At 48.9% G+C, this 18,824-nt stretch carries 16 protein-coding genes; 11 read left to right on the top strand and 5 right to left on the bottom strand.

From position 1 onward, the window contains the following. Window positions 1-50 precede the first annotated feature (50 nt). From HMPREF1548_RS15280 to HMPREF1548_RS15240, 9 genes are all read left to right on the top strand, one after another. Entirely contained in the window at window positions 51-2,363 is a 2,313-nt protein-coding gene (locus HMPREF1548_RS15280; RefSeq protein ID WP_021637183.1) for a glycoside hydrolase family 95 protein, read from the top strand. A 6-nt stretch (window positions 2,364-2,369) separates the two neighbouring features. Further along, complete coding sequence (locus tag HMPREF1548_RS15275) at window positions 2,370-4,817, top strand: glycoside hydrolase family 2 protein (protein ID WP_021637182.1); 2,448 nt, start codon at window positions 2,370-2,372, stop codon at window positions 4,815-4,817. A gap of 368 nt (window positions 4,818-5,185) precedes the next feature. Beyond that, window positions 5,186-5,638 (top strand): DUF4869 domain-containing protein, encoded by a 453-nt coding sequence (locus tag HMPREF1548_RS15270; protein WP_035322341.1) that lies wholly within the window; start codon window positions 5,186-5,188, stop codon window positions 5,636-5,638. Next, complete coding sequence (locus HMPREF1548_RS15265; protein ID WP_021637179.1) at window positions 5,628-6,038, top strand: hypothetical protein; 411 nt, start codon at window positions 5,628-5,630, stop codon at window positions 6,036-6,038. Before HMPREF1548_RS15270 ends, HMPREF1548_RS15265 begins: the two co-directional genes overlap by 11 nt. Before the next feature lie 84 nt (window positions 6,039-6,122). Then, a complete protein-coding gene (locus HMPREF1548_RS15260) occupies window positions 6,123-6,446 on the top strand; it encodes a hypothetical protein (RefSeq protein WP_021637178.1) in 324 nt (107 codons plus the stop codon). 201 nt (window positions 6,447-6,647) lie between these two features. After that, window positions 6,648-9,353, top strand: a complete 2,706-nt coding sequence (locus HMPREF1548_RS15255) for an FAD-dependent oxidoreductase (RefSeq protein ID WP_021637177.1) — start codon at window positions 6,648-6,650, stop codon at window positions 9,351-9,353. Between the two features lie 6 nt (window positions 9,354-9,359). Next, window positions 9,360-9,704: a hydrogenase maturation nickel metallochaperone HypA gene (locus tag HMPREF1548_RS15250; RefSeq protein ID WP_021637176.1), complete on the top strand. Its 345-nt coding sequence runs from the start codon at window positions 9,360-9,362 to the stop codon at window positions 9,702-9,704. Window positions 9,705-9,777: 73 nt separating this feature from the next. Further along, on the top strand, window positions 9,778-10,827 hold the full coding sequence (locus HMPREF1548_RS15245; RefSeq protein ID WP_021637175.1) for a DUF5692 family protein: 1,050 nt from the start codon (window positions 9,778-9,780) through the stop codon (window positions 10,825-10,827). Window positions 10,828-11,019: 192 nt separating this feature from the next. Beyond that, window positions 11,020-11,454, top strand: a complete 435-nt coding sequence (locus tag HMPREF1548_RS15240) for a hypothetical protein (RefSeq protein ID WP_021637174.1) — start codon at window positions 11,020-11,022, stop codon at window positions 11,452-11,454. Window positions 11,455-11,550: 96 nt separating this feature from the next. Here HMPREF1548_RS15240 and HMPREF1548_RS15235 read toward each other — a convergent pair whose 3' ends face one another. Both HMPREF1548_RS15235 and HMPREF1548_RS15230 read right to left on the bottom strand, forming a co-directional pair. After that, entirely contained in the window at window positions 11,551-13,782 is a 2,232-nt protein-coding gene (locus HMPREF1548_RS15235; protein WP_021637173.1) for an ABC transporter permease, read from the bottom strand. A gap of 1 nt (window position 13,783) precedes the next feature. Further along, window positions 13,784-14,467: an ABC transporter ATP-binding protein gene (locus tag HMPREF1548_RS15230; RefSeq protein WP_035322291.1), complete on the bottom strand. Its 684-nt coding sequence runs from the start codon at window positions 14,465-14,467 to the stop codon at window positions 13,784-13,786. A 329-nt stretch (window positions 14,468-14,796) separates the two neighbouring features. Between HMPREF1548_RS15230 and HMPREF1548_RS15225 the strand changes: the two genes are divergently transcribed. Both HMPREF1548_RS15225 and HMPREF1548_RS15220 read left to right on the top strand, forming a co-directional pair. Further along, complete coding sequence (locus HMPREF1548_RS15225) at window positions 14,797-15,639, top strand: nitroreductase family protein (RefSeq protein ID WP_021637171.1); 843 nt, start codon at window positions 14,797-14,799, stop codon at window positions 15,637-15,639. 94 nt (window positions 15,640-15,733) lie between these two features. Next, on the top strand, window positions 15,734-16,756 hold the full coding sequence (locus HMPREF1548_RS15220) for an alcohol dehydrogenase catalytic domain-containing protein (protein WP_021637170.1): 1,023 nt from the start codon (window positions 15,734-15,736) through the stop codon (window positions 16,754-16,756). A 90-nt stretch (window positions 16,757-16,846) separates the two neighbouring features. Here the strand turns inward: HMPREF1548_RS15220 and HMPREF1548_RS15215 are convergent, their stop codons facing one another. From HMPREF1548_RS15215 to HMPREF1548_RS15205, 3 genes are all read right to left on the bottom strand, one after another. Beyond that, complete coding sequence (locus HMPREF1548_RS15215; RefSeq protein ID WP_021637169.1) at window positions 16,847-17,200, bottom strand: thioredoxin family protein; 354 nt, start codon at window positions 17,198-17,200, stop codon at window positions 16,847-16,849. 19 nt (window positions 17,201-17,219) lie between these two features. Continuing rightward, window positions 17,220-18,227, bottom strand: a complete 1,008-nt coding sequence (locus tag HMPREF1548_RS15210) for a permease (RefSeq protein ID WP_021637168.1) — start codon at window positions 18,225-18,227, stop codon at window positions 17,220-17,222. An 87-nt stretch (window positions 18,228-18,314) separates the two neighbouring features. Continuing rightward, a complete protein-coding gene (locus tag HMPREF1548_RS15205) occupies window positions 18,315-18,620 on the bottom strand; it encodes an ArsR/SmtB family transcription factor (RefSeq protein ID WP_021637167.1) in 306 nt (101 codons plus the stop codon). Window positions 18,621-18,824 lie beyond the last annotated feature (204 nt).

The following is an 18,824-nucleotide window of genomic DNA, read 5'->3' as shown; positions in this document are numbered from 1 at the left end:
AGCCACCGGCTAAGCCGGTGGTCTTGACTAATTGGAGGAGGTATGGATTTATGGAAGCACAGTTTCACTTAAGGCATGAGGAGCCGGCGATGCGCTGGAAGGATGCCCTCCCTATGGGCAATGGGTTCTTAGGAGCCATGGTTTATGGGCATACCGCAAAGGAAAGGATTCAGCTGAATGAGGATTCTCTCTGGTATGGGAAATCGGAGAACAGAATTAATCCGAAAGCGGCCGGAAAGCTGAAGGAAATACAGGAGAAGGTGCTGGACCGCAGATTTGATGAGGCGGAAGAGCTTATGTATTCTTATATGGTATCCTCTCCTCCTAATATGAGGAATTATTCCACGCTTGGAGAACTGGATCTGGCGCTGAATCAGCAGTCTGCTTTTCCCATGGGTTGGTTCCCGGAATCGGAGGGGGAGGATTACGAATCGGATTTGGATCTGGAAAATGGGATCCTGCGGATTGTACATATAGAGGATGGGGTACGTTATGAAAGGGAAATGTTTGTCAGCTTTCCGGATAAGGTGATGGTTATACGGCTGAAAAGCAGCAGGCCGGGGGCAATCCGGCTGGACGTCATGCTGAACAGATATCCCTTTACGGATGCAAAAGCGCCGGATGACAGACGTCCCGGAAAATATGTGAGCGCCGGAGTCTGGCCGGCTACGCGGTGTGACCGTCTGTATACGTTGGATGGAAACCGGATAATCATGGAAGGGCACGAAGCGGAAACCCGATTTGCGGTAGGGGTGTCGGCAGCAACGGACGGCAGAATTGAGGATTGCTATTCCAGGCTGATTATCCGCGAAGCGCAGGAGGTGGTTCTCCTTGTTACGGCGGCTACGGACAACCGGGAGAAGGATTGCCCTGCTGCAGTAAAGAAAGGACTGGATCATGCGGCTGCTATCAGCTATGAGGAGCTTAAACGTAGGCATATCCTGGATTTTTCGCCCTTTATGAGATGCTGCAGCCTGGACGTTGCGGAGGATGCTGCGGCCTCACGGTATTTCCAGTTTGCCAGATATCTGATGGTTTCAGGAAGCAGGGAAGGCTCTTCTGCAATGAACCTGCAGGGAATATGGAACTCGGAATTTGATCCCAGCTGGGACAGCAAGTATACGGTGAATATTAATTTACAGATGAATTACTGGCCCGCCGAAATCTGCAATCTTTCATCGCTGCACAGTCCACTGTTTGAATTGCTCCATAAAATGGAGGAAAGCGGTGAAAAATGTGCCCGGGAAATGTATGGCTGCCGGGGGATGATGTGCCATCATAACACGGATTTTTACGGGGACTGTGCGCCTCAGGATGTTTATCCGGCGGCCACAATCTGGCAGTGCGGCGGCGCCTGGCTGGGGCTGCATATATGGGAGCATTACAGGTATACCCTGGATGAAAAATTCCTCCGGCAGGAATATCCTGTTTTGGAGAAGCTGGCTTTGTTTTTTGTGGATTTTTTGATAGAAGACAAAGAAGGTTTCCTTGTAACCTGCCCGTCGGTTTCACCGGAGAACCGGTTTATTACGGAAAATGGCTATGATACGCCTATCTGCGCCGGACCGACCATAGACAGCCAGATCATCCGCGCTTTAATGATTGCGTGCCTGGAAGCCGGGAAGGTGCTGGGAATTCATAATGACAAGGAAAAAGAATTTGAAAAGGTTCTGAATCGTTTAAGGCCAAATCAAATCGACAGCATGGGACGACTTATGGAATGGGCCTCACAGGAAAAGGAACTGACTCCTGATATGGTACATACCTCCCATCTTTGGGCCGTGTATCCCGGAGATGAAATCGCGTGGAATAAAGACAGAGACTTGTTTGACGCAGCCAAAAAAGCGCTGTATTCCAGAATTGAGCATGGTGCAAGATCATTTGGATGGCCAGGGGCCTGGCATATCGCTTTCTTTGCCAGATTCCTGGACGGTGGAAACGCAGGCAGGATCATTTCCATGATGCTGGAACACGGATTAAGCAGAAGCCTTTTGAATGCGGAAAATGTCTTTCAGATTGACGGAAATATGGGATTGCTGGCAGGCATGGCGGAATGCCTTCTTCAAAGCCATGCGGCGGTCCATTTCCTTCCGGCGCTGCCGCCTTCCTGGAAGAACGGATGGGTGAAGGGACTTCGGGCCAGAGGCGGGATTGAGACGGATATTTATTGGCAGGACGGCATGCTGACCGCTGCCTGGGTCAAAAGCGACAGCAGCCGGATGGTTGAATTTACGGGAAATTATCCGTTCCTGATCCGGCAGGGGGACAGAAATATAGAGTATGAGGAATGTATAGAAGGCTATCGGATTTATATGGAGGAAGGGAAGCAGTATGAGCTTCTTTTCGGAAAGACGGAGGAGTAAAAGGAAATGAGCAGCAGAGCAGGTAACAGGATACAGCGCCTGGAAAACAATGACTGGAAATTTATGCATGGGGACTTCCCGGAGGCGGAGACGCCGGATTTTGACGATTCCCAATGGTATGATATCGGGCTTCCGCATTCTTTCGGCATTCCTTATTTTATGACAAATGAGTTTTATGTAGGCTATGGCTGCTACAGGAAAAAACTGTATGTGGAAAAGGAATGGCTTGGAAAACGGATTTCCCTGGAATTTCAGGGGAGCTTTCAGGATACGCAGGTGTATGTAAACGGCTGCCTGGCAGGAAGCCACAAAGGGGGATATACGGCTTTTATCGTAGATATTACTTCCTGTGTCCATGAAGGGGAGAACCAGTTATTTATAAGGGTCAATAATCTTTGGAATCCCAGGCTTGCGCCAAGAGCGGGGGAACATGTATTCAACGGAGGCATTTACCGGGATGTGAGCTTAATTGTCACGCAGCCGCTCCATATAGCATGGTATGGAACCCGTGTGACAACGCCGGAGGTTTCAAAGGGGACAGCGAAGATAGCAATGGATACTGAGATTTGCAATGAGGCAGAAAATGCCGCGCAATGCCGTCTGGTATCAAGGATTCTCCGGGAGGGAGAGGAAATCGGGAGAGTATGTTCTGCGTTGAACGTATCTTCTGGTGATACGGAAATAGTTTCGCAGGAATATACGCTTTGCCGGCCTGAGCTGTGGCATCCGGATCATCCCAATCTCTATGTCCTTAAAAGTGAGATATGGGAAGGGGAAAGGCTGACAGATAGCTGCGAGACTGAATTTGGCATCCGGTGGTTTTCTTTTTCAGCGGACACAGGATTTTCATTAAACGGGGAGCATTATGAGATACACGGGGCAAATGTACATCAGGATCATGCGGGCTGGTCTGATGCGGTGACCCATACGGGAATACAAAGGGACATCGCCATGATAAAAGGCTGCGGCATGAATTTTATCAGAGGCTCTCATTATCCGCACCATACTTATTTCGCGCAGGAATGCGACAGGCAGGGGATCCTTTTCTGGTCTGAGAATTGCTTCTGGGGGACCGGAGGCCCGAAGGAGGAAGGCTATTGGACCGCCAGCGGCTATCCGGTAAAGGAAGAGGATGAGGAGGAATTTGAACAGAGCTGCCTTCAGACATTAGAAGAAATGATTCGGACAAACCGGAACCATCCCAGCATCATCGTATGGAGTATGTGCAATGAACCGTTCTTTTCCGATATTGAGGTGATGGAAAAAGCCAAAGCGCTGGTGGTCAGGCTTGCAGAGCTTTCCCACAGGTTGGATCCCACGCGTCCGGCCGCAGTCGGCGGAGCACAGAGGGGAGGCTTCGACTGCCTGGGAGATATTGCAGGCTACAACGGAGACGGGGCATCCATTTTTATAAATCCGGGATTCCCCAATTTCGTATCGGAATATGGAAGCACGGTTTCTGATCGGCCGGGAGAATTTATGCACAGATATCAGGACGGGGTGGAGAAAAACTATCCATGGCGCTCCGGGAAATCCTTATGGTGCGGGTTCCATCACGGAAGTATTTTATTTGATATGGGGCATATGGGAATGATAGATTATTACCGTCTGCCGCTGAACACCTGGTATTGGTACCGGGAAAATCTGCTTGGCATACAGCGGCCTGCGATCCTGCAGGAGGGGATCCCTTTCCGGATCCATCTGGCTGCGGACCGGACGGAAATAAGCAGCGACGGGACGCAGGATGCTCATATCATTGTCTCCGTCATGGATGAACAGGGAAACAGAATCACCAATTCCCCGGAGGTGGTGCTTGAGGTGGTAAGCGGGGAAGGTATGTTCCCCACCGGCAAAACCTTTGTTTTTTCTCCGGGAAGGAATAACTTCATTGAAGGGCTGGGAGCCATTGAGCTGCGTTCCTATTATGGAGGAGATACCATAATACAGGCGCGAAGCGGCGGGCTGCTCGGCGACAGGCTCTGTATCCATGTAACGGGCAGTGTAAAACCAGAGAACCGGCAATTGAAGGAATTGCAGCCTCCGCCGTATTTGCAGGGAGCGCCGGAAAGGAAGCAGCTAAGTAATATCAGCCTTAACAGGCCGGTCTTTTGCAGCAGCGCCCACAAAGAGCATCCGGGAAAAAATGTCACGGATGGTAGTTTCAATACCTTCTGGTATCCGGCGGAGGAAGAAACGGGCGGCTGGATCCTGGTTGATTTGGAAGGCACGAAGGAGGTTAAAAGTATTACCCTGGAATTCAACGCTGTTATGAACGGAGTATATGAACTGGCGCTTTCTGATGACAGAAAAGAATTCAGGCAGATATACCTGGCACGGGAAGGGGATGCCAATTCCTTCTTGACAGTGCATCTTTCCTCCGAAAGGGCCAGATTTGTCAGGGCGCGTTTTCCGGGAGAGGCTGTGGGGATTGTTAAAATTGAGGTTATGGCGTAAGATTTACGGCAGCAGGAAAGACATATCAATGTCTTTTCTGCTGCCTGTTAAAATGCTCAAGAATAAAAAAACAAAGAACAGACAGTTCATACAAGCCAGCGCTTCATGTTGACCGTAAGAAAACGTGGTGGCAGCAGGAATCCGCCCCTCGCCGAAGGCGACTTATAATGGGGAGGTGCAGTAACAGTTCGGCCGAAGGCTAAACTGTTACACAAACTGCAAGTATACGGTTAGGATGTCGATGAAATAATAGAAATGAGTTATAAATTATGATACACTGATATTGTACTGAGAAAATCTGCTGATGTTATAGAGCAGTACGAAATGTGGAAGAATCAAAAATTATTAATTGAAAGCTGGTGAAAGGATTGATATATATTTATACGGAGAAGCAGGAATCAGAAGACTGGGTGCTAAAAAATGATTTATTCTTTAATCTGTATACAGGTAATCAACCGCTTACGGAAGAGGATAAACAGGCAATTTTAAAAATCGATTCAGCAAAGGTAACAGAAGATAATCATATTGAGACAAAATATGGCCTGGGTACAATACGAAATCTTTCCAGTGAATGCAAAACATATCTGAATATAATTAAGAATCCCGGTAAAGTGGTAAGTGCAGAGGAATGCGGCGGTAATGTGCTTTCTTTATTGTTTAAGCTGGATAATATTAAAATCTATATGAAGCGTCCGGAGCGTTTTGCCATAGACGATAACGTCCGGATTTGTTTTAATGAAATTGAAATTGTAGTTGGCAGAAAGGGTTATGAGCAATGGTGGACCAGGGAATATGAAAGGAGGGCGGAGGATGATTTATAGTACGTTAGAATTTAGCGCGGCTCCTTTTCAGTATTATTTGACTTTTACCAGCAGATTAACGTTGGTACGCGGTGACAGCGCAACCGGTAAAACATATTTGTATCAGCTGCTGGAGGATTTAAGACTGATTGATAAATACAATGCAATCAAACTTTTCAATTATAAGAGTGATGACTTTCATAATGGTTTAGCAGCATGCAGGGATAAATTTATTGTCATTGATAATGCAGATACAATTTTGAATGAAGAGGATAAAAAGTTTATTAATTTTGAAAAGAGTAACCAGTACCTTTTATTTCTCAGAAATTGCGATGGTTTAAATGTTTCCGGTGACAGCTTTACGATTTTAAAAGAAAAAAACCACCTTATTACTCTTCAGAAAGAATTGGTGTTGCCATGAAATACTTATGGACGGAGGATCAGGGAGCAGGTCTGCATTTTTGGCAGTTGGCGAACAGGTATCGGCCGCAAGGATGTGATATCTATGAGGACTCATATTTTAAAGGCAATTGAAAACCATAGAATAAATCTCGACAATATTACAGACGAAAAATCAATTAAATATTTAATGGGATTCAGACATTTTTCGACGGAAAGGGTTATAAAGTCTATGACCTATATGCTGACTGACACAGATGCCTGGAGTGTAAAAGGCAGATTGATGGGGGAATGCTGGTATAAAGACTGTTGTATATTGGAAAATGGGGACAGGAAGCATTGCCATATAGATGAAAAGATAGGAGAAGAAAAAATGCGGGTACTTTTGACAGATGATGAAATGCGAAGAATTGCCGCTGATATTCAGTAACCTATGAAATATTACATATAATTGAAGGGCAGCAGAAATGACATGCCAATGTCATTTCTGCTGCCTTTCAATTATTATTGTAGAAATATAACAATAAATTTGTATAATATTATATTTTGTTATATAATATAAATAACAAAAATGCACCTATATATTTTAGTTACAATAAAAATCACCAAAAAACGAAAAAGGAGATGAACTATGGCGGAGGCAAGAGAGCTGATTCTGAAGCTGGGTCAGAAGATTACGGACAGGATCGGAGTGAAGGTAACCACGGAGGACCCGGAGTACTGGGGGCTGGCATGTGTGATAACGGACGAGATGGCGGAGGTTGCGCTGGCGATGAAGGTGAGGGTGCCCGCCACGGCCCAGTGGATAGCGAAGCGGTGCAAGAAGAGCGTGGAGCGCACCGAAGAGCTGCTTCAGGAAATGAGCGTCATCGGCCTGATTGAGTACAACTGGGAGAATGAAGATCATCATAAGCAGTATGTGCTGCCCATGTTTGTGCCGGGCTGCGCGGAATTTATGATGATGAATGCAAAGCAGGTGGAGGAGCATCCGGAGCTGGCGGATTTCTTTGAGCAGATGGCCAGGCTGCCGCTGGAAAAGGTGACGCCCATGGTGCCGCAGGGCGGTGCCGGAATCGGTATGCATGTTATCCCTGTGGAAAAGGCGATTCCCTCCTCCCAGGAATCGGCAAGCATAGAACATATTTCCTACTGGCTGAATAAATATAAGGACAAATATGCGGTGGGCGCATGCTCCTGCCGCCGGCAGCAGCGGGTGAGGGGAGAAGGGACAGGCGATCTGGAGGATGATCTGTGCATCGGCGTGGGGGATATGGCCGATTATCTGGTGGAAACCGGGAAGGGACGCTATATCGATTACGATGAAGTGATGGAAATCCTCCAGCGGGCGGAGGACAACGGCTATGTCCACCAGATAACAAACATTGACGGCGAAGAGAAAATTTTTGCCATCTGCAACTGTGCGATAGGCGTCTGCAACGGCCTGCGCACCTCCCAGCTGTTCAATACCCCCAACATGTCCCGTTCCGCCTATCGGGCCAGCGTGACAAAGGAAAACTGCGTGGCCTGCGGACGGTGCGTGGAATACTGTCCTTCGGGAGCAGCCAGGCTGGGGCAGAAGCTGTGTACGAAAAACGGGGAAATCGAGTACCCTGTACAGGAGCTGCCGGATGAAACAAAGTGGGGCAGAGATAAATGGATTGTGGATTACCGGGATAAAAACCAGATTAACTGCTATGACACCGGCACAGCCCCCTGCAAGGCCTCCTGCCCGGCCCATCTTCCGGTGCAGGGCTATATCAAAATGGCTTCCCAGGGAAAATATCTGGACGCGCTGAAGCTTATCAAGACGGAAAATCCATTCCCCGCCGTATGCGGAGCCATCTGTAACCGCCGCTGCGAGGATGCCTGTACCAGAGGCCGTGTGGATCAGGCCGTTGCCATTGATGAAATCAAGAAATTCATCGCAGAGCAGGAGCTTCATGCAAAAACCCGCTATATTCCTCCCATGCTGAACTATTCAGGAAAGCCCTTTCAGGAAAAAATAGCTGTCATCGGTGCAGGCCCTGCTGGAATGTCCGCCGCGTTTTATCTGAAAAAAATGGGATATCCGGTCACTGTTTTTGAAAAGGAAAAACGGCCCGGCGGCATGCTGATGAATGGCATCCCTTCCTTCCGTCTGGAAAAGGATGTGATTGAAGCCGAGATCGATGTGCTTCGGGAAATGGGAGTGGAATTCAGGTGCGGCGTGGAAGTGGGCCGGGACATCACTGTCCAAAAGCTGAGACAGGATGGGTACAAGGCCTTCTATGTGGCAATAGGCGCCCAGGACGGCCGGAAGGCAGGCATCCCCGGAGAGGATGCAAAGGGTGTGCTCACAGGACTGGAATTTTTACGCTGTGTGAACCAGGATATGGAAAATACCAGGATAGCCGGACGCACCGTTGTTATCGGCGGCGGAAATGTGGCTGTGGATGTAGCAAGGACAGCGCTCCGGGCAGGCGCATCATCTGTTTCCATGTATTGCCTGGAAACGCGGGAAACAATGCCTGCCGCAGGAGATGAGATTGAAGAAGCGGCGCAGGAGGGCATCGGTATCTGTAATTCCTGGGGCCCGAAGGAAATCCTTACGGAAAACGGCAGGGTAACAGGTGTGGTATTTAAAAAATGCGTTTCCGTTTTTGACGAATCGGGCCGTTTCCATCCGGTTTACGATGAAGAACAGCTGCTTACCGTGGAATGCGAAGCCGTACTTGTAGCCATCGGCCAGTCTGTCAGATGGGGAGAACTGCTTGCGGGAACAAAGGCGGAATTCAACAGAAACGGAACCGTAAAGGCGGATCCTGTGACCTACCAGACTGCCGAGCCCGATATTTTTGTGGGCGGGGATGTTTATACCGGACCAAAATTCGCCATTGACGCCATCGCTGCGGGAAAGGAAGGCTGCGTTTCCATACACAGGTTTGTCCATCCGGGACAGAGCCTGACGATAGGGAGAAATTTAAGACAGTTCAGTGAACTGGATAAAGATAATCTGCAGCTGGATCCGGAAACCTTTGACAACGCAAAACGGCAGGTGCCCGGCAGAAAAAGCCCGGATGGGAACAATAATTTCCGGGATTTGCGAAGCACCTTTACCGAAGAGCAGGTGCGCGCGGAAGCCGGACGCTGCCTGGGCTGCGGCGCTACGGTGGTGGACCCGAACAAATGCATCGGCTGCGGCGTCTGCACCACCAAATGCGAATTTGACGCCATTCATTTAAGCAGGGATCTGCCGGAAGCGAGCAGGATGTATAAAGCGGAGGATAAGATGAAGGCCATCCTTCCTTATATGCTCAAGCGCGAAATCCGGATCATACGCAAGGGAAAGAAGGGGTAGGCAAAAATGCATGAACTGGGTATTATCGTACATATTTCCCGTACCCTGGATGAGGTGGCAAAGGAAAACAACCTGACAGAAATCGGCTCCGTCACCCTGGAAATCGGGGAGGTAAGCGGCATAGTCCCGGATTATATGACAGATTGCTGGAAGTATTACCGGAAAAAATCGGAGCTTTTTAAGGATTCGGATCTGAAAATTGAGATCCTGCCGGCGGTAACCTACTGTGAGGCCTGTCAGAAGACCTATCCTACGGTGGAATTCGGACGGCAGTGCCCCGGCTGCGGCAGCTTTGAAACCTATCTGCTCACGGGGAATGAGTGCAGCATCAAAGAAATCGAGGCCTGCTGAAAAGGCAGGGCTAAAAGGAGTAAGAGCGTGAGATAAAATTTAGTTTTATGCACGCTCTTTGGGAGGGGAGATTATGTTATTTCATGTTTATGGCAGTAATGCCGTCTATCAGTGGATAGCCATGCTGGCGGTTCTGGCGGCGTTGATTTTGCTGAATGAATTTTCCAGAAGGAGTAAATTCGGCGGCCTGTTTATGTTCGGCGTGCTGCCTGCGGCGTTGACCGTATATTTTGTGGTAATTGCCGTGGCGGCCGGACAGGGAGCGCAGTGGGCGTTGAATAACCAGACACATCTGTATATGAACGGCTGGTTCCATTATGCCAAGCTTTACGCCTCGCTGGCGGGCTGTATCGGCTTTATGATGATTAAGTACGGCTGGGGTATCGGTAAAAAGCACTGGTTTAAAGCGTTCCCGTTTGCCATTGTGGCTATTAATATCCTGATTGCCGTCGCCAGTGATTTTGAATCCGCAATCAATGGCTGGAATGCGTGGTGGATGTCGTCGGAAAGCGTATGGCTGTACGGCGGATGGCATAATATCATGAACGGAATTGCCGGGATCCTCAATATCCTGTGCATGACCGGATGGTGGGCGGTTTACGCTTCCAAGGATAAAAAAGACATGATCTGGCCGGATATGATTTGGGTCTATATCCTGGTCTATGATATCTGGAATTTTGCCTATACCTATAACTGCCTGCCCACACATTCTTGGTTCTGCGGCGTGGCGCTGCTCTTGGCTCCCACCATCGCGGCCCTTTTATGGAATAAGGGCGGATGGATTATGAACCGGGCCAATACCCTGTGCATGTGGTGCATGTTCGCCCAGGTGTTCCCTCTTTTCCAGGAAACCTTCCCCGACGGCACCGCAGCATATAAATGGGCTGCCATACCCGTACAGTATGCGGACGGCACAATGAACGGCATCGCCGCCGGTACGGCGGTAAACGCCAACCCCACCGCAATGCTTGTGATCAGCGCTCTGGCCCTGCTCACCAATGCGGCAGCGCTTGCCTACATTATTTACAAATCCGTGAAAAATAAAAAGAACCCCTATACGGGCGAGGTATTTACGGAATTCAAGTATTACAAGGAAGCGTTGGCGAGGGCGGACGTTAAATAGCAAGTTAAATTAAGCTGCGTTAATCTGAAATTTGGGGCCGGCATAGCTCACAGGAGTTTATGCCGGCCTCTTTATGAGTGTAACAAACATAGGCTATATGAAAAAATAAAATTTTTCAGCTGTTTAGCGCCAATCCATTTCATGCATAGCATTTACAATTTCTGAAATACTAAAAATAAAAAGGAGTACACAATGGAAAATTCAGATACGGTAAAATTGCTTCGTGAATGTGACGCCGGCACGAAAATGGCAGTATCCTCCATAGATGAGGTTCTGGAAAAGGTGTGCGACAGCAATATGAAGAAACTGCTTGAGGAAAGCAAAGTGCATCATGAAAAGCTGGAAAATGAGATCTGGGAAATGCTGGACCGCTTCGATTCGGAAGAAAAGGAACCCTCCGCAATGGCAAAAAGCATGTCCTGGATGAAAACAAACGTGAAGCTGAGCATGGATAACAGCGATGCCACAGTGGCGGATCTGATTACAGACGGCTGCAATATGGGAATAAAATCCCTGAACAGATACCTTAACCAGTATGAAGGCGCTGAAAATTCTGCAAAAAAGACCTGTAAAGAGCTGATATCCATTGAGGAACAGCTTTGTGAAGATCTGAAATGTTATCTGTAGCAGTTGAATGAGAAAAAAATGCTGCCGTATTATGACTGTCCAACAGTTCAAAATACGGCAGTTTTTTATATAAATTTATATCAGTTAAAAAGGTTTCTATGCCAGCGTATCGTCACGCAGCGCTTCCGCCATGCTGCAGCGCAGAATTTTTTTACCGCCGATATAGTAGGCCAGGGCTACAAAACCAAGAATCGCCAGACTGAACACTGCAATTGGCGCCACAGGGGCAACCGGCAGAAATTCTGAAAGATTCAGGTAGCTTGCCCTGACTGCGAATACAATAAAGGCTGCGGTCAGCGGCAGTGTGATGATAAGCGGCCGAAGGGCGATGACCAGCGCTTCAATACAGAACATTTTCCGGATTCCTCCCGGTGTCAGACCTACGGACATATACTGGGCAAATTCCCGTTTCCGCTGATGAAGAAAGCCCAGCGTATAGGAAAAGACATTGGCAATGCCGATGAAGGCAAGCATTACGCACAAACCGCCGAGAATCAGCTGATAGCCCTGAATCATCAGATCATTTGTGATTTTATCCTGAATCCGGTTCTCGCTTACCATGTCGTAGTCCGGGCTGATAAGCCGGCTCACCTCCTGCTCCAGGGCAGCCATCCCGGCGGGATCCGTTCTGTTTTCGGATAGAATCCGGACATAGGTATCTTCTTCGGCGCCGCCCAAATGATCGGCTGTTTTTTCCCATAAGGAAAGAGGCATGAACTGCACCAGGGTATAATTATCATATTCCTCCTTTAATACGGGAACGGTCTGGGTATAGGCGAGTACGGGAATTTCTGCCTGGCCGCTTTCCTGCTTCGCATTCAGCAGGGTGACTGTATCCTGCGCTTCCTTTACATAAGGAACATAGATTCTGTGCCGGAAATTACTGTGCAGGCTGTCCCAGATCTGATTCAGTATTATGGTTCCGTCAAGGCGTGGTGTGATGCCGATTTCTTCGCAGTATGCTCTAAAAGCGTCATCGTCCAGTATGACGATGGGCGCTTCTGCCAGCCAGGCGCCGGCTTCTTTGGCAGTTGCAGCGTCAGTGGCGCCGGACGCTGCCTGTCCGGCCAGCACAGCCGGCCCGCCTAGTGCGGCCAGCTCGTTACTCTGCCAGCTGTCAGGAATGCGGACCTTTGCCATGGCTTTCTGATATACAACGCAGTCCTGGATTCCACGGATTTCCCGCAGCTTTTCCGTCAGCCCGAAATTTTCTATTTCTGTATCCTTTAAGGTCACCATGATATCCCATACATTCTGGTATTTCTCAAAATAGGTGTATTGGGTGCTGAGCGTGGAAAGACTGAAAAAATTCATCATTATGGAAAAACCAAAAAAAGACAGCGTCAGGGAAAGGGTGGAGGTGCGCAGGGCTTTTTTCTGTGCCTTCAGCGCATTGCCCGCCAGTTCCCCTTCCATGCCGAACAGCAGCGCCAGCAGCCTGGATTTTTTCTTTTTCTTAAGCTGCAGCCCTCCCGCATTCCGGATGGCCTCAAGGGGTGTCATGCGGCTGAGCTTAATCGCCGGCAGCCAGGCTGAAAAGAGCACCGTAAAAAGTGAGGCAAGGATGGTAACCGCAAAAATCGCGGGATGATAGCAAAATTGTAGGAGCATATTGTCCCGTTGCGGCAGCTGTGACACAAGCAGATTAGCCGCCTTCATTACTCCAAAGCTGAGGGCGATTCCAAGCAGCCAGCCGGCCAGAATCGGAATCAGACTGAGTATGGCGGCCTCCTGCATCAGGCAGAACCGGATCTGCCCCGGCGTGGCGCCGATGCTGGAAAAAATGCCGAACTGGTGGATTCGTGCGTTCATGGATACGGCGAAGGAATTGTGGATGATTAAAATCAGGGAAAAGGATACCAAAACCAGCACCACAAGATAAAGGCTCAGCAGCATGGGCGGCTGTTTCGCGTTGGGATCGTGAATCAGATACTGGGACAGAAGCAGCGTATTATAACTGACCGCATTTTCCTCCAGCCCCAGCCTTTCCGCTATCAGGGGCATATCCTGATATGCAACCCTTCTGTTGTAAAAATAAATATCCACAATGGTTCCTTTTGCGCCGGAAAGGGCGTTGTTGATGACGGCCTTTTCCACGTTGGCAAAGCTTTTTATGGTACTTAGCTGCAGTTCACTGATTTCTCCGGTGATCCGTCCGTCCCAGTCCCCATCCTCCAGGATGATGCGCGCCGTTTCATCCATCCAGAAGTTGTAAAAAAGGGTGCACAGAAAAGACAGGAACAGAGCGGCAATGAGGGCCGCAGCCATGATGGACAGGCTGGACGCCTTGTTATTCTTGATAAAGCCTGATGAATAGTCCTTCCACATATTATTTCCCCCGTTTCTGATCGCTGATGATGCGACCGTCTTCTATTACGATGATACGATCTGCTTCCAGGGCGATTTTTTCGTCGTGGGTTATCAGCAGGATAGTCTGGTTCAGGCTGCGGTTGGAAAGCTTCAGCAAATCGATGATTTCCCTGGAATTTTTCTGATCCAGGTTACCGGTAGGCTCGTCGGCCAGCAGCAGGGCCGGACGGTAAATCAGCGACCTGGCGATAGCCGCGCGCTGCTGTTGGCCGCCGGACAGCTGGCTTGGCAGAAAATCCAGCTTATCCGCGATCCCAAGCGTAGTTATCACCTTGTCAAAATATTCCGGATTCGGCTTCCTTTTGTCTAACAGAAGCGGCATGAGAATATTTTTGCGTACGGTAAGTGTGGGGATGAGGTTATAAAACTGATAGACAAGGCCCACCTTCCTGCGCCGGAAGATGGCCGCCTGCGTTCTGTTCATGGAGGAGATATCCGTACCCTCCACGAGCACCTTCCCTTCGGTGGGGGAATCCACGCTTCCCAGAATATGTAAAAGTGTGGATTTGCCGGAACCGGAGGCTCCCACAATTGCCACGAATTCTCCCTGCTCCACGGACAAATCTATCCGGTCCAGGGCCGTTACCTGATTATTTCCGGTGCCGTACAGCTTTCTGACACCTTCGCATTTAAGAATTTCCATAATGATTGCTCCTCGTATTCTAAGTTTATTGCCGCGGACAACGAGCCAGGCAGCCATGCTTGCATGGATATTTGGCGGTTGCCGCGAAGGTCCAATATCCCGCTGCCCTGCAGCGCTGCAAGTTTGATAGCCTGTTGCCAGCAGCGGGGCTTTGACTGCCTTTGTTTTCACTGTACATCGATGTAAGCTTATTATAGCAAATAAAAGTGACATCTCAGTGACACTTTTTGATGATTAATATGGTACAATGTAACTGTTGGCCGAACCATTTTTGTACTTCCTTTGTGGGAGGCTGAGCGTTGCGGTAAAATTAATTGTGGGAGAAAAAAATGGAAGTATTTGATGCGGATATTAAAAAGGATGAGGGCGGGAGGCTCACAGTGATAGAACTGCCCTTTTTTCCAAGGGAGGTTTTCAAAAGGCCGAAGGGAACGCTTTATGTAAGCGGCACGATCAATCATATAGAATACCGGTGCAAGCTGCTGGCCCGCGGAAACGGCAGGTTTGCCATGACGGTGGATAAAGCGTTGCAGAAGGCCTTGGGCTATGACGGCGGGACAATGAAGGCCCATGTGACCATGGCCGTTGAGGAAGCGGGGAAAGAGACGGGAGGGGAAAATTCTGTGGAAATGTCTGCGGAGCCTTCGTTAATTCCCTGCGGTATGGATACCCTCACAGCAGTCAGGACAAGGCAGAGCATACGCAGTTTTACTGCGGAACCGATTGCAGGGGAAATGCTGGATACCATTCTGTGCGCCGGGATGTATGCGCCCTCGGCCAAAAACAAGCGTCCCTGCCATTTTATTGTGGTGAGGGAGAGACAGATCCTTACCGGACTGTCCCGCAGCAATCCCAATGCGGCGATGCTGGAAACTGCGGCCTGTGCAATTATCGTCTGCGGAGATAAAAACAGGGAAGGGATGAAGGAATTTTTATACGCGGACTGTGCCGCGGCCGTGCAGAACATGCTTCTTTGCATTCACAGTCTTGGTCTGGGCGGCGTCTGGTGCGGCGTTGCGGCCGGTTCTGACTGGCGCAGGGAGATTGCGGCGGCCTTTGCCCTTCCGGTAAAAATTGAGCCAACAGCAGTAATTGCGTTGGGATGGCCGGGAGAAACAAAAGAAATCCGCTCCCGGTGGGAGCCGGAGAAAATTCATTATGGGCAATGGTGATCCGGGCAGGAAATGTCTGAGAGGGAAATCTCTGTAAAAACTCTTGTAAAAAGCGATGGATTTTATATAATGGGCTAAAGGAGGGGAAAAACATATGTCAGAAAACCGATGTTATTATTTAACTCCGGATCATCATCTGGAGCTGCGCGTGGAAGATGTGCCGTCCCCCGGGACAGGGGAAGTTCTTATTAAAATAGCCGCTAACGGGATATGCGGTTCGGATCTGCATTTTTATAAGAGCGGCCGGCTGGGGAATTTTGTCGTGACAAATCCTTACATCCCGGGGCATGAGGCAAGCGGCGTAATCGAGGCGCTGGGAGAGGGCGCAGGCAAATTCAAAGAAGGGGATCAAGTGGTAATCGAACCCGGAATTCCCTGCGGAAAATGTCATTACTGTAAAACCGGACGCTACAATCTTTGTCCGGATGTTAGATTTCTGTCGGAGCCGGGTGTGAACGGTACCTTCTGCGATTATGTGGTGGTGCCGGAGCATTTCGTATTTCCGGTTCCCCAGGGACTGAGCCTGGAAGCCGCCGCCCTTGCGGAGCCAGCTGCAGTGGCCGTACAGGCGGTAAACCGGGGGCGTGTCCATCCAGGGGACGTGGGAGTCATTGTGGGGGCAGGCCCCATCGGGCTTCTGACTCTGCAGGCCTTTAAAGCGGCCGGCGGCAGCTATGCCGTATGTGTGGACAAGGTTCCGGAACGTCTGGAATGGGCGAAACAGCTGGGAGCGGATGAAATTTTCATCCCCTCGGAACAGATCCCTGCGCTTGAAAATAAAGGGGATATTGTATTTGAAACCGCCGGGAACAACGCTTCCACGGCCCTGCTCTTTACCATGGCCCGCCCGGGCGGCAGATGCGTGCAGGTGGGGTGGCCGGGCAGCAACATCGTTCCTGTGGATGTGGCAAAGCTGATGGAAAAGGAACTGGACTACATGGGAGTGAACCGGTATGCCAATGCCTTTGAGACGGCGCTTGCCTGGCTGAAGGACGGCCGTATAGTTTCAGAGAGGATGATAACCCACAGGTTCCCGCTGAGCCGGATCCAGGAAGGGTTTGACTGGGCGCTGGCGCATCCCAATGAGACGATAAAGGTCATAATTTATAACGATTGAGATTTTCTGTTGCAATAACACCGGGGAGCCGCATAAATACTGGATTTATGCGGCTTCCCTTAATTTCTGCATCATGGATTTTCTGTAAAATTATCCCCTGGCTTTTTCCAGAATTTTTATCACCTCACCGACCTTGAGCACCTTTCCATAGGATACCACTTTTCCGTCAACGACAAGGGCGGGGGTAGTCATTACGCCATAAGCTGCGATCTGTGTAAAGTCGGTAATATGATCGATGGAGGCGTCCATATTCAGCTGCTCTAAAGCTGCCTTTACAGCCGCTTCAAGCTGATTGCATTTCGCACAGCCGCTTCCTAAGATTTTAATGTCTGCGCCCTCTGTTTTTGCTTGTTCCGCCTGCGCCATGCTTTCCGCATTGAAATTACCGCCGCAGCAGCAAGGGGCGTTTCCTTCTTTTTTGTTTTTCCTTCCAAACAGTGCCATAATGATAATCTCCTTTCAATCAGACCAAAAATAAGTGGAGCAGGTTAAACAAATAACCAACAAGAATAATGCCGCCTGTGCAGATACCGATAAAGAGGGAAAGCAGTTTAGGTTTTACCGCCTTTCGCAGCATTATCAGGGACGGTAGAGACAATGTAGTAACCGCCATCATAAAAGATAAGATTGCACCAAGCTGCGCGCCTTTGGCAAATAAAGCTTCAGCAACGGGGATTGTGCCAAAAATGTCCGCATACATGGGAATGCCGACAAGTGTTGCTAAAATCACCGAAAAGGGATTGCTGCTGCCCAGTGCGGTTTCAATCCAGGACTGTGGTATCCAGTTATGAATAAAGGCGCCGATGCCCACGCCAACAAGAATATAGGGAAATACTTTTTTAAAAGTAGCCGCAACCTGCTCCCACGCATATTTCAGCCTATCCCTTTTCGTTAAATCCGGAGCTTCTATATCCACGCTTCCGGCGGTTTTGATATACTGCTCAACGTATTTTTCCATGTGCAGTTTTTCAATGATGATACCGCCTGCAACGGCGATAACTAAACCGACAAGAACATAAATGACAGCAATTTTTGTACCGAAGATACTCATCAGCAGAACGAGGGAACCAAGGTCAACCATAGGGGAGGATATCAGAAAAGAAAAGGTTACGCCCAACGGAAGCCCCGCGCTTGTAAAACCGATGAAAAGCGGTATGGAGGAACAGGAACAAAACGGTGTCACTGTCCCGAGCAGGGCAGCAATAATATTTGCCCCCACGCCATGAAAACGTCCTAATATCCGTTTGCTTCTTTCTGGCGGGAAATAGCTTTGGATATAGGAAATCAAGTAAATAAGCACGCAAAGCAGAACAGTGATTTTAATTGTATCATAAAGGAAAAACTGAATGCTTGCGCCGGTTTTGCTTTCAAGGTTAAGCCCGGCAGCGGATAATCCGCCGCCTATCACTTTATTCAGCCATTTCATGCCCAACACTTGATTTTGAAAAAAGTCCCAGAAAATTTTGAACATCTGCAGGAAATCCCTCCATTCTATTTATATATTGCAATCTATCGATATAATGATTGTTATTTAAGCCGCCTTATTCCTGGCGGCTTATCATTCATTGCAGCTACGCGGGATACTGTCTGTTACCGTTGTAATTTGATTCAGCAATTCCTTTGCACGCTCAATCCCTTCCGGATTGAAGGAATAGTACGTCCATTTTCCCTCTTTGCGCCCTACAACTATTTCTGCATCGCATAATATTTTCATATGATGGGACAACGTTGGCTGTCCGATATTAAGTTCTTCCAGTAATTTGCACGCACATTTTTCTCCGCTTTGCAGCAGGCCTAAAATTTTCCATCGGTTTGCATCGCAAAAAGCTTTGAAAATCCTTGCGTTTTTTTCATTTTCCGTCATAGTCTGCGCTCCCTTCTTTTTGGGCTCGTTTTTATTATATGCATCATATTGATATTTGTCAATGTATTGTTTTGTATAAACTTGCCTGAAAGGGTGGTATCATGCCGGTGTAGACGACATGGTATCTGCACATCCTGGCTTCTGGCTCACCGCAGAAATCCAGGCGCTAAATTCCGTCGTAGGCCCATATTGGCGGAACGGATA

This window comes from Clostridium sp. KLE 1755 (genome assembly GCF_000466465.2).
GTDB classification, from domain to species: domain Bacteria; phylum Bacillota; class Clostridia; order Lachnospirales; family Lachnospiraceae; genus Eisenbergiella; species Eisenbergiella porci.
This window is presented reverse-complemented; position numbering and strand designations above follow the sequence as displayed.

Coding starts and splice junctions, on each gene's coding strand:
- HMPREF1548_RS15265 (WP_021637179.1), top strand. CDS start 5,628: ATGATTTATAGTACGTTAGAATTTAGCGCGGCTCCTTTTCAGTATTAT.
- HMPREF1548_RS15225 (WP_021637171.1), top strand. CDS start 14,797: ATGGAAGTATTTGATGCGGATATTAAAAAGGATGAGGGCGGGAGGCTC.
- HMPREF1548_RS15250 (WP_021637176.1), top strand. CDS start 9,360: ATGCATGAACTGGGTATTATCGTACATATTTCCCGTACCCTGGATGAG.
- HMPREF1548_RS15230 (WP_035322291.1), bottom strand. CDS start 14,467: ATGGAAATTCTTAAATGCGAAGGTGTCAGAAAGCTGTACGGCACCGGA.
- HMPREF1548_RS15205 (WP_021637167.1), bottom strand. CDS start 18,620: ATGACGGAAAATGAAAAAAACGCAAGGATTTTCAAAGCTTTTTGCGAT.
- HMPREF1548_RS15260 (WP_021637178.1), top strand. CDS start 6,123: ATGAGGACTCATATTTTAAAGGCAATTGAAAACCATAGAATAAATCTC.
- HMPREF1548_RS15240 (WP_021637174.1), top strand. CDS start 11,020: ATGGAAAATTCAGATACGGTAAAATTGCTTCGTGAATGTGACGCCGGC.
- HMPREF1548_RS15255 (WP_021637177.1), top strand. CDS start 6,648: ATGGCGGAGGCAAGAGAGCTGATTCTGAAGCTGGGTCAGAAGATTACG.
- HMPREF1548_RS15215 (WP_021637169.1), bottom strand. CDS start 17,200: ATGGCACTGTTTGGAAGGAAAAACAAAAAAGAAGGAAACGCCCCTTGC.
- HMPREF1548_RS15235 (WP_021637173.1), bottom strand. CDS start 13,782: ATGTGGAAGGACTATTCATCAGGCTTTATCAAGAATAACAAGGCGTCC.
- HMPREF1548_RS15220 (WP_021637170.1), top strand. CDS start 15,734: ATGTCAGAAAACCGATGTTATTATTTAACTCCGGATCATCATCTGGAG.
- HMPREF1548_RS15280 (WP_021637183.1), top strand. CDS start 51: ATGGAAGCACAGTTTCACTTAAGGCATGAGGAGCCGGCGATGCGCTGG.
- HMPREF1548_RS15210 (WP_021637168.1), bottom strand. CDS start 18,227: ATGTTCAAAATTTTCTGGGACTTTTTTCAAAATCAAGTGTTGGGCATG.
- HMPREF1548_RS15245 (WP_021637175.1), top strand. CDS start 9,778: ATGTTATTTCATGTTTATGGCAGTAATGCCGTCTATCAGTGGATAGCC.
- HMPREF1548_RS15275 (WP_021637182.1), top strand. CDS start 2,370: ATGAGCAGCAGAGCAGGTAACAGGATACAGCGCCTGGAAAACAATGAC.